Source organism: Trinickia dabaoshanensis (assembly GCF_002879885.1).
GTDB classification, from domain to species: Bacteria; Pseudomonadota; Gammaproteobacteria; order Burkholderiales; family Burkholderiaceae; genus Trinickia; species Trinickia dabaoshanensis.
Map to the genome: position 1 here is coordinate 106,294 of NZ_PNYA01000026.1, position 10,984 is coordinate 117,277.

The window sequence follows — 10,984 nt, forward strand, 5'->3', positions numbered from 1 at the left end:
GCCCGCGCTTTTCGATGACCACTTTTTCTTCTCTCGGCGCCTGGCTCGAGCATCTCGAGTCGGCGCATCCGGTCGGCATCGACATGGGCCTCACGCGCATCCGAAAGGTGAAGGATGCGCTCCGGCTCGAGTTGCGATGCCCCGTCATTACGGTAGGCGGCACGAACGGCAAGGGCTCGACCTGCGCGATGCTCGAGTCGATTCTAAGGGCAGGCGGCTATCGCGTTGGCTGCCATACGTCCCCGCATCTGCTGGAATTCAACGAGCGTGCGCGTATCGATGGCCGCAACGCCACCGATGAAGAATTGCTGCCGCACTTCGAGGCGGTGGAGGCGGCGCGCACGAGCTTGGCCGAACCTGTTTCGCTGACTTACTTCGAATTCACGGCGCTCGCGATCTTGCATCTGTACGCGTCGCTGCCGCTCGACGCGGTGATTCTCGAAGTGGGGCTCGGCGGGCGGCTCGACGCCATGAATATCGTCGATGCCGATTGTGCGGTCGTGACCAGTATCGATATCGATCACACCGAATACCTCGGCGATACGCGCGAGAAAATCGCTTTCGAGAAGGCGGGCATTTTCCGCCCGGGACGTCCCGCGATCTGCGCCGATCCGGCCGCGCCGCAGACGTTGATCGACCACGCGCACGCCATCGGCGCGCAGTTGTGGTTGTTCGGGCGCGACTTCCGCTACGAAGGCCAGGCGGGCAGCGAGCGGCAGCAGTGGAGCTACGTCGGGCCTACGCAACGGCGTTCAGCGCTCGCCTATCCGGCGTTGCGCGGCGCGAATCAACTGATCAATACGTCCGCTGCGCTCGCCGCGCTCGAAGCGCTGCGCGATCGGCTGCCCGTGTCGGCGCAAGACATTCGGCTCGGTCTCGCGAACGTCGAATTGCCCGGACGTTTCCAGGTGCTGCCGGGGCGTCCCGCGGTGGTACTCGACGTGGGCCACAACCCGCATGCGGCCGCCGTTCTCGCCCAGAATTTGGGCAGCATGGGCTTTTTCCGGTACACGTACGCGGTGTTCGGCGCGATGCGCGACAAGGATATCGCGGGCGTCGTCAAGCACTTGAAAGGCGAAGTGGATCATTGGTGCTTGACCGATCTGCCGCTCGGGCGCGCGGCCAGCGCGCAGGAGTTGGAGCAGGTTCTACGCGAAGCGGGCGTCGAAGACGGACCCGACAGCAGCATCAAACGATTCGCTTCTCCGGCCGAGGCGTTTCAAGACGCACTGAGCCGCGCGACAGAGGATGATAGAATCGCGGTTTTCGGCAGTTTCTATACGGTTGCAGGCGTCATGGCCTACCGTAAGTCTCGGCAACATTGACCGACGCCTGCCAGACGGGCCGTACCCTCGAACTCAGCGATTCATGGGATTTTTTTCGTTCGGCAAGAAAGACGACGCACCGCGCCGGCGGGGCGCCGCCGCTAAACCCACGCGCGGCGGGGCCGCGTTCGAAGGGCGCGAGACGCGACGTAGCCGTCGCAGCGAGCGTGCGGGCGATGCCGACGCGATGCTGCTCGATCCGACGCTGCCCGAAAAGCAGCGGGCGCGCCGGCGGCTCGTGGGTGCGATCGCGCTCGTGCTAGCCGCGATCGTCATCTTGCCGATGGTGCTCGATTCGCACCCGAAGCCCGTTACCGACGATATCGCCATCGACATCCCGAACCGTCCGGCGACGGTGCCCGCGCGCGCGGGCGACGACAGCGATGCCGACGCGCAAGCCGCTGTCGCTCCCGACCGCGCCGATCCGAGCGATGCCGAAGCGGGCTCGAGTGCCGCTGCCGCCGGCATTGCGTCCGCTCCCGCCCCCGCTACTGCTACTCAAAGCAAAGCCACGCACACCGAATCGAAGCCGGCGCCGGCCAAGCAGGCGCCATCGGGTGCTTCGTCCGCTCCGGCCGCGCGTCCGAGCACTGCTCAATCGTCTAAGCCCGCCGCCGTTGCTTCGCCGAGTCCGGCCGAGGCCGACTCGGGCACGCCCGCGGCGCCGCCGGGCGCGCGTTTTGCCGTTCAACTCGGCGTGTTCGCCGACGATGCGAGCGCTCGCGCGTGGGAAACGAAGCTCAAGGCGGCGGGTGTGCCGGCCTATATCGAACATCGCAAGCAAGCCGACGGCAAGACGCGTGCATTGTTGCGCGCCGGTCCGTTCGCGGATCGGGCGGCTGCGTCCGCCGCGATCGCGAAAGTCCGCGACGCGGGCTTGACGGCTAACGCCGCCAACGCAGGACAGTGACGACGCGATGCTGACGGCATTCGATTATGCGGCGCTGGCCGTGATTGGTTTATCGGCCCTGCGCGGGGCGTGGCGCGGCATTTTGTCGGAAATTTTCGGATTGATCGGCTGGGTGGTTGCTTTTTTCGTTGCCTGCCACTATGTACAGCTCCTGGTGCCCTATATTCCAAGCGACTGGCCTGGCGGTGCGCTGACTCAGTGGCTTTTGGCCTTTGCGGTGATCATGGTGGGCGTCGTGCTCGTGGCGAGTGTCGCCAATGCTTTGATCGCCCGGCTCGTCGCCGTTACCGGCCTCGGCGGAGTGGATCGGTCGCTCGGCTTGCTGTTCGGTATCGTGCGCGGCGCGGTGCTGGTACTGCTGCTGTTCACCCTGGCGAGCCTGACCGAGCTGCCGAAGCAAGAATTTTGGCGCAAGGCGCTCTTGCGGCCCTATGCCGAGCAAGGCGTGCGCGAGTTGAAGCCTTTGTTACCCCCGGCGCTCGCCGCGTACGTGCGCGTGTGATCGCGCTCGCGCCGGCCAACGGGCCGGCGTCAATGTTTTCGTATCTTTGAAGGACCCTGCCATGTGCGGCATCGTAGGCGTAGTCTCCCATTCCCCGGTCAATCAGCTGATTTACGACAGCCTGCTGCTGTTGCAGCATCGTGGCCAGGACGCAGCCGGTATCGCGACGGCGAACGGCAGCACGTTCCACATGTACAAGGCCAACGGCATGGTGCGCGACGTGTTCCGCACGCGCAACATGCGCAGCTTGCCCGGAACCGCGGGCATCGGCCAGGTGCGCTATCCGACGGCCGGTTCGGCGTCGAGCGAAGAAGAAGCGCAGCCGTTTTACGTGAACGCGCCGTTCGGCATCATCCTCGCGCATAACGGCAATCTCACGAACTGGCAACAGCTCAAAGACGAGATGTTCCGCATCGATCGTCGCCACGTGAACACGAACTCGGACACCGAGGTGCTGCTCAACGTGCTGGCGCATGAGATGCAACTGGCCAGCTCGGGCCTGCAGCTCGACCCGGGCACGGTGTTCAAGGCGGTGGCCGGCGTGCATCGCCGCGTGCGTGGCTCTTATGCGATCGTGTCGTTGATTGCCGGTTACGGGCTGCTCGCGTTTCGCGATCCGTTCGGCATTCGTCCCCTTTGTATCGGCAAGCATGAAACGGAGCACGGCGTCGAGTGGATCGTCGCGTCCGAATCGGTGGCCGTCGAGGGCATCGGGTTCGAGTTCGTTCGCGACGTGGCACCGGGCGAAGCGATCTTCATCGACATCGACGGGCATCTGCATAGCCAGCAATGTTCGGACACGCCGAGCCTGAACCCCTGCATCTTCGAATACGTCTATCTCGCGCGGCCCGATTCGGTGCTCGATGGCGTGTCCGTGTACAACGTCCGCTTGCGCATGGGCGACTATCTCGCCGAGAAGATCAAACGCGTGTTGCCGGGGGTGCCGATCGACGTGGTGATGCCGATTCCCGATTCGTCGCGTCCGGCGGCGATGCAGGTCGCGTCCAAGCTTGGCGTCGAATACCGGGAAGGTTTTTTCAAGAACCGTTACGTCGGCCGCACGTTCATCATGCCGGGCCAGGCGGTACGGAAGAAGTCGGTGCGTCAGAAGCTCAATGCCATGACGATCGAGTTCAAGGACAAGAACGTGCTGATCGTGGACGATTCGATCGTGCGCGGCACGACCTCGCACGAGATCGTACAAATGGCGCGCGATGCGGGCGCCAAGAGCGTGATTTTCGCGTCGGCGGCGCCGCCCGTGAAGTTTCCGAACGTCTATGGTATCGACATGCCTACGCGCAGCGAGCTCGTCGCTCACGGGCGCACGGATCAAGACGTCGCCAAGATCATCGGCGCCGATCATCTCGTCTATCAGGATGTGGATGCGCTCAAGCAAGCGGTCAGCGATATCAACCCCGCGCTGTCGCGTTTCGAGGCTTCGTGCTTCGATGGCGAGTACATCACGGGCGATGTGACGACTGAATATCTCGATGCGATCGAGCGCGCGCGCCTTTCGCCTCAGTCGCAGTCGGAGCGCGATTCGGCCGGCGATGCGGTGGATGGAACGGTGACCCGCTCGCAACTGCACTTGCAACTGTCGGTGGAGTGAGCGGGCGGGGGCGGGGACGCAGGTCGCTCGCGTCTCGTGCTACCATGCGAATCAGCGTCGATTTGAATTCAGCTTGCGGACGCGGGGCAACCCAAAACAGCTAAAGCGAAAGACGGCAGCCATGTCGTCCGACGCCGAACCGGCCCCGCACACGAAGCCCGCTTTTGCCGACGCGAAGCGGGCTTTTTGCTGGCTGCCGTTTCTTGCGGCCGCCGGCCTTGGGAAACGGCGTAGAACGCCTAAGGCATAGGGCATCAGGACCATGGACGACTCTTTGAACTTCGATACGCTCGCCGTGCGGTCGGGCACGTTGCGCACCGATTACAACGAGCACTCGGAAGCGCTCTTTCTGACATCGAGCTTTTGCTTCAACAGCGCGGCCGAAGCAGCCGAACGCTTCAAGCACTCCGAGGACTACTACACGTACTCCCGCTTCACGAACCCGACCGTCACGATGTTCCAGGAGCGTCTGGCCGTGCTCGAAGGCGGGGAAGCCTGTATTGCAACGGCCTCGGGCATGAGCGCCATCCTGTCCGTCGTGATGGCCGCGATGCAGGCCGGAGATCATATCGTCAGTTCGCGAGCGTTGTTCGGCTCGACGCTCGGTATGTTCTCGCAGATCTTCGCACGCTTCGGGATTACGACGACCTATGTCGATCCGAACGACCTCGACGCATGGCGTGAGGCCGTTCGTCCCGAAACGAAGCTCTTTTTCGTCGAGACGCCGTCCAATCCGCTCACCGAACTCTGCGATATCGAAGCGATCGGCAAAATCGCCAAAGCGGCGGGCGCGCTGTTCGTCGTCGATAACTCGTTTTGCAGCCCGGCGGTGCAGCAGCCGCTCAAGCTCGGCGCCGATGTGGTCATGCATTCGGCAACGAAGCTCATCGACGGCCAAGGCCGTGTACTGGGCGGCGCGCTCGTCGGCTCGCGGGCCTTCATCATGGAGAAGGTGTTTCCGTTCGTGCGCACGGCGGGGCCGACGCTGTCGGCGTTCAACGCATGGGTGTTGTTGAAAGGCCTCGAGACGCTTTCGCTGCGTGCGGAGCGCCATTCCGCCAGTGCGCTCGCCGTTGCGCGCTGGCTCGAGTCGAATCCGGCCGTTAAGCGCGTCTACTACCCCGGGCTGGAATCGCATCCTCAGTACGAACTTGCGCAACGCCAGCAGCGTTCGGGCGGGTCGGTGCTCGCGTTCGAGGTGGTGGGCGAGACGCCCGAGGAACAGCGTGCCAACGCTTGGCGCGTAATCGACGGGACCAAGCTGTGTTCGATTACGGCTAACTTGGGCGATACGCGAACGACGATTACGCATCCGGCCACCACGACTCATAGTCGCGTGACACCCGAAGCGCGTGCCGCCGCCGGCATCACCGAAGCGCTGCTTCGTATGGCGATCGGGCTCGAGGACGCCAGGGATATTTGCGCGGATCTAGCTCACGGATTGGGCGCCTAAGCGAGGCAGGGAATGCCGCTGGTTTAAGGAACAGAAGGGCAGCCCGGCGGCATCAATGCATTCGCATCGCCCGCCACTGCCCGGGCGCGAGCCCGAAACGCCGCGTGAAAGCGTGCGTAAAAGCGCTTTGATCGGCGAAGCCGACCGTCAGTGCCACGTCGGTCAACGTATGGCGCGTATCGCCGAGCAGGGTGAGCGCCGCATCGAGGCGCAGCCGCTGCAGGTAGCGGTACGGCGTCGTGCCGAACGCTTCATCGAAAAGCTGATGAAACCGCCGTTCACCGAAGCCGCAGTGCGCGGCGAGGTCCGGCACGCGCAACGGTTCCGATAAGTGCGCGCGCAACCATTTGTCGATGCGCAAGAAATCTAGCCGCGCGGCGGGTGCTTCGGCGCCGATGCTATCGCCGAGCAAAGCCGCTAACCGTGCCGCTGTCTCCCATGCCAATCTCCGCGCTCGATCATCCAAGGGCGGCGCGTCGCGCGCGGCATGCGCGGCAGCTTCCCGAACCACGCCGGCCAGCGCGTCATTGATCGTCAACGGCACCGCACGCGAGAAAAGACGCTCGGGCAACGCGAGCGAGGCGCAAGGCACATCGAGCACGAGCTGGCGATTCTCGCCGATCCCCGCATACTCGTGCCGCGCGCCCGCGGGAACCAGCCAAGCATGATGCGCATCGATGCGATGGCCGACGCCGTCTACGTCCATCTCCATCGCACCATCCACGCCGAGCACGATCTGATGGAACGCATGCACGTCGCATGCGCTCACCGCGCCGTAGCGGCGCAGCGAGAGCGCGGGCGAAGCGATCGTGTCCTCGTTGCTCGCCATGTGCGTCGCCAGCCGTCCGCGCTTAGGCTTGGAGCAATTCGACTTCGAACACGAGCGTCGCGTTCGGCGGAATCACGCCACCCGCGCCGCGCACGCCATAACCGAGTTGCGGCGGAATCGTCAGACGGCGCACGCCGCCCACCTTCATGCCCTGGACGCCTTCGTCCCAACCCTTGATGACCATGCCGCCGCCGAGCACGAACGCGAAAGGATCGTTACGATCCTTGCTGGAATCGAACTTCTGGCCGTCGGTGAGCCAGCCCGTGTAATGCACGGTAACCGTAGTGCCGGCCTTCGCTTCGGCGCCCGCGCCTTCGGTTACGTCTTCGTACTTCAAACCCGAATCGGTCGTGACGGTCGTCATGATTGTTACGCTCCCTTTTCAGAAGAAACCGTCATTGTAGGCGCTGCGCTCGCCGGGGTGCCTATAATGTTCGTCTACTCAACACGCTTATGGCGTCACCGGGCCGTCGCAACGGTGCGAGGGCGGCACTTCGCCCACTCGTTGCGGCGATATGGCCGGGATAGCCGAGCGATTTTCCGAGAGGCCGACCGTGTCGACGTTTCCCAACGCCGCAGCCGCATCCGACGAACGTCTCGCTCATCTGCGGGCGGAAGTCGCGCTCTTTATGCGTGACCATGTACTGTCCCTCGTATCGCACGACCTGCGCAGTCCCCTGAATGCCATCCATAGCTGGGCCTATGTGCTCGAGCGTAAATTGGACGCCGCCGATGCATCGGCCCAGCGCGCGCTGGCCGGCATCCGTTCGGGCGTGGAGCAGCAAGTCAAACTGCTCGAAGACGCTGTCGACAAGACCCGCGCCGAAACTAAATCGCTGCCGCTCGAACGTGAGTCATTTCCCATTCGCGCCGCCATCGAACGGGCGCTCGACGACGCGCGCCGCGCGCTGCTGGAGGCGCGCGGCACCGCGGTAGAGTTCGATTCGACGCTCGATGCGGAGCGATGCGACGGCGATAGCGAGCGGCTCGCCCAGGCGCTTTGGACGATGCTCGTATTCGCGTCGGAAGCGAGCGCGCCTGGAAGCACGATCGTTTTGAAAACCGCGTTGGAAGCCGGCGTTTGGCGCAGTGAAGTCGCTTTCACGCCCAATCTCGCCACGCTGGCCGATGCCGAGTTGCCGCACGCACTGGAGCCTTTCGCCCGTACCCAGGCGACGGCCCCGCGCGAAGCCGGGCGTATCGCTTGGGTACTCGCGTTGGTGCAGCGCGTCGCCCTGGCGCACGGCGGCACTTTCGAGCAAGGCACGATGAACGACGCCGAGCCGACCAGCCTCGTCCTGCGCGTGCCGCTCTCCGCGCAGTAAGCGCGCGCAAGCCCCGGTACGTCTGGGGGCACGTTTCGACCCTATCCGCATGCCGCCTACTCGCGCGGCACGCCTTCCTCCACGAGCAAGGCTACCGGCAGCGCACTGAGCGCATCGCGCAAAAAGAGCTGACCTGTCGCGTCGGCCTTGGGCGCGGCGGGACTGAGGCAGTCGAATAGCGCACGTCCCGCGAGCGCGGGGGGCAGTGCGATCGACGTGTCTTCCCACTGCGCCGGATCCACGAGCGGAACGTCGCTCGAATCGCTCATGATCGACGTAGCCAGCCGCGTGGCAATGACGATGGCATAAGCGTCCCCGTGTTGCCGAGCGAACGCGATCGCATGGCGGGCCCGAGGCCCCGTCACGGTCAGCGGAATATACGAGCCTTCGAGAAACAGCGCCGGAGAGACGGCACGCAACGTCAGCGCGCGATGGACGATGCCGAGCTTGACACGGCCGTCGCGCCAGTTGCGCAACTGTTCGCTCGGCGGCGTATCGACGAGCGACCGGTGGCGTTCGCCGAAATCCACGGGCCGGCGATTGTCGGGATCGACGAGGCTGAAGTCCCAAAGCTCGGTGCCTTGGTATAAATCCGGTACGCCCGGGCTCGTCATCCGCAATAGCGTTTGCGACAGGCTGTTGATTGCCCCTGCCCGTGCAATGCGCGCCACGAACGACGTCAATTCGCGCAGGAAGCCATCGCGTCGTTGCGGCGCCAAGACGTCGAAGAGAAACGCTCGCGACGCCGCCTCATACGCTTCGTCGTTCGCGTGCCAACTCGTTTGCAACTTCGCTTCGCGCGACGCCTTCAGTTGCCACGCGGCAACACGTTCGGCGAAGGCCCGCACCCCTTCGGCATCCGTGGGCTCGAGGCCGTAAGGCCAAGCTCCGGCCAACGTTTGATACAGCATCGCCTCGGCGGCCGGACCCGGCGCCCAATCGGGCGTCGGCCCGGGCAGCGGCGTGCAGGCCATCGCGAGCCCGGCCGGCGAGGTCGCGGGCGTTTGCCCCTTCGAGGACGGCACGTCGTGGGCGGACTGGGTCACGGGCGGCGTATCCACGCCCTGCGTCGAGTCGAACGCCCGGCGATGCGGCGCGTTCAGCGTGGACCATGCACGCAGCATCGCGGTCCATTCGCCGGCGATTTCACTGAGTACGGCAAGCCGGGCGCGGACGTCCTCGCCGCGTTTGTGATCGTGCGTGGCGGTTGCGATCAGCGCATGCGGAAAACGCTGCGCGCGTTCGAGGTTGGCCGCGTGAAAGCCGTCCACGTCGAGCGCGAATTCGCCGGGATCGGCGCCCACTTCGTTGCGCGAAAGCAAGCGCCCGTAGCGGTAGAAGACCGTGTCCTCGAGCGCCTTCGCCGCCAACGGAGCGGTCACCTGCGCAAAGAGCGTCGCAGCCGTGCGCCGTTCTCGGTGCGCGAGTCCGCTCGCGGCGACACTCGATTCGCCGGCGCGGCCCTCGCCGCCGAGCGTTGCCGCGACGTACGCAAGCACCGCGTGATCGCCGCGCGAGAGCGTGCGCCGCGCGCCGTCGAGCGCTCGACGGAAATAGGTTTCGTCGGCGCTCGTGCGCGCGCCGCCTAGCGGGTACATCCGGTAGACGGGGAAGTGAGCGGCCAACTCGGTCAGCGCCCGGCGAATCGCCGCATACGTGAAATCGCGGCTGGTAGGCTGCTCGCGTGCGATTCGATGGATGCCGCGGGCGGCGCGATCGAGTTCGGCCGATAAATTCTCCGCGAGAATTTTGCGTCGCGCCTGGCAAACGAGTTCCGCATACGATTCGGTCGAGCCGGAAAGCTCGGCCCATGTCGCCGTGAGCGTCGCTTCGCCCCGTGGATCGTGAAGCAGTGCGCCGACATCGTTCATGAAGTCGTAACCGGTCGTACCGTCGACGCCCCAATCGCTCGGCAACGACTCGCCGCGCGCGAAGATTTTTTCGACGACGACATACGGTCGCGAGCCGTCGAGTTGCGGCGGGCGTTCGGATTCGCGCTCGACGAGCTTTTCGCGCAGTCGCTGGCAGTACTCGCGCGGATCGACGAGGCCATCGACATGATCGATGCGCACACCGTCGATGACGCCTTGCGCGAACAGTCGCAACACGAGCGTATGCACGGCGTCGAACACCTCGGCGCGTTCGGTGCGCATGGCCGCAAGCGTGCCGATGTCGAAAAAGCGCCGCCAGTTGACTTCGTCGGCGGCCGTGCGCCACCACGCCAGGCGAAAGAACTGGCGCTCGAGCAGTCGATGCAAGCGCTCGCGCGATGCGGCTAAATTCGGCGCATAAGCGGCCAGCGCCGCATCGAACGGTTGGGCGCCGTGGGTCGATGCGAACGCGCGCAGCGCCTCGCGTGCGGCCTGCGCCTGGGCTCGCTGTTCGGGCTGAGCCGTCAAGCCTTGGAAGTGCTCGGCCAGCGCCGTCAACTCGGGGTGATGCGCGTGTGCGGCACCGCGCAAGATGAGCGGGTAGTCGACGGGGCAAATCGGAAAACGATGCTCGCCGTAAGAGACGAAGAACCGGCCTTGGGCCGCATCGAATGTCAACGTGATACGCCCTGCCGCGAGTTCGTCCCCATAGGGTGCGCCCAGGCACGGCGCGAGTACTTTGCCGCGCAGCGCCGGATCGGGCGAATGCCAGTCGATATCGAAGTACCGGGCGTACGTGGCATGGCGGCCCCATTCGAGAATGTCGAGCCACCAGGCGTTATGGCCGCCCGCGATCCCCATGTGATTGGGCACGATGTCGGCGATCAGTCCCATCTGCCGCGCATGCACGGCGTCGGCCAAGCGCAAGAGCGCCGGCTCGCCGCCGAGCTCGGGATTCACGCGCGCGTAATCGATCGTGTCGTAGCCGTGCATCGAGCCCGGCACCGATGCCGTGATCGGCGACAAATAAAGGTGGCTCACGCCGAGCGCGGCGAAATAGTCGACATGTGCAAGCGCATCGTCGAACGTGAAGCCTCGATGGAGCTGAAGGCGTAGCGTGGAGCGCGGGACGGTCATGGCGCTGTCTCTTATACACCTCT

9 protein-coding genes are annotated in these 10,984 nt (G+C 64.8%); 6 read left to right on the top strand and 3 right to left on the bottom strand.

Going from position 1 to position 10,984, the window contains the following annotated elements; genetic code table 11:
* The first annotated feature begins 14 nt into the window (after nucleotides 1-14).
* From folC to C0Z18_RS24735, 5 genes are all read left to right on the top strand, one after another.
* Nucleotides 15-1,325, top strand: coding sequence for a bifunctional tetrahydrofolate synthase/dihydrofolate synthase (gene folC, locus C0Z18_RS24715; protein WP_102648075.1), 1,311 nt, complete (start codon nucleotides 15-17; stop codon nucleotides 1,323-1,325).
* A gap of 43 nt (nucleotides 1,326-1,368) precedes the next feature.
* Complete coding sequence (locus C0Z18_RS24720; protein WP_102648076.1) at nucleotides 1,369-2,235, top strand: SPOR domain-containing protein; 867 nt, start codon at nucleotides 1,369-1,371, stop codon at nucleotides 2,233-2,235.
* A gap of 7 nt (nucleotides 2,236-2,242) precedes the next feature.
* A complete protein-coding gene (locus C0Z18_RS24725) occupies nucleotides 2,243-2,737 on the top strand; it encodes a CvpA family protein (protein WP_102648077.1) in 495 nt (164 codons plus the stop codon).
* 61 nt (nucleotides 2,738-2,798) lie between these two features.
* A complete protein-coding gene (gene purF, locus C0Z18_RS24730; RefSeq protein ID WP_102648078.1) occupies nucleotides 2,799-4,346 on the top strand; it encodes an amidophosphoribosyltransferase in 1,548 nt (515 codons plus the stop codon).
* A 262-nt stretch (nucleotides 4,347-4,608) separates the two neighbouring features.
* Nucleotides 4,609-5,799: an O-succinylhomoserine sulfhydrylase gene (locus tag C0Z18_RS24735; protein ID WP_102648079.1), complete on the top strand. Its 1,191-nt coding sequence runs from the start codon at nucleotides 4,609-4,611 to the stop codon at nucleotides 5,797-5,799.
* A 52-nt stretch (nucleotides 5,800-5,851) separates the two neighbouring features.
* On the opposite strand, the gene C0Z18_RS24740 is transcribed toward C0Z18_RS24735, so the two are convergent.
* Complete coding sequence (locus C0Z18_RS24740) at nucleotides 5,852-6,628, bottom strand: AraC family transcriptional regulator (RefSeq protein ID WP_102648080.1); 777 nt, start codon at nucleotides 6,626-6,628, stop codon at nucleotides 5,852-5,854.
* 22 nt (nucleotides 6,629-6,650) lie between these two features.
* Entirely contained in the window at nucleotides 6,651-6,992 is a 342-nt protein-coding gene (locus tag C0Z18_RS24745) for an FKBP-type peptidyl-prolyl cis-trans isomerase (RefSeq protein ID WP_102648081.1), read from the bottom strand.
* 190 nt (nucleotides 6,993-7,182) lie between these two features.
* Here C0Z18_RS24745 and C0Z18_RS24750 point away from each other — a divergent pair, with 190 nt between their 5' ends.
* Entirely contained in the window at nucleotides 7,183-7,953 is a 771-nt protein-coding gene (locus C0Z18_RS24750) for a sensor histidine kinase (RefSeq protein ID WP_233217472.1), read from the top strand.
* A 56-nt stretch (nucleotides 7,954-8,009) separates the two neighbouring features.
* Here C0Z18_RS24750 and treY read toward each other — a convergent pair whose 3' ends face one another.
* Nucleotides 8,010-10,961 carry a malto-oligosyltrehalose synthase gene (treY, locus tag C0Z18_RS24755; protein ID WP_102648083.1) on the bottom strand — a complete coding sequence of 984 codons (2,952 nt, stop codon included), beginning with the start codon at nucleotides 10,959-10,961 and terminating at the stop codon, nucleotides 8,010-8,012.
* Between the last annotated feature and the right edge of the window lie 23 nt (nucleotides 10,962-10,984).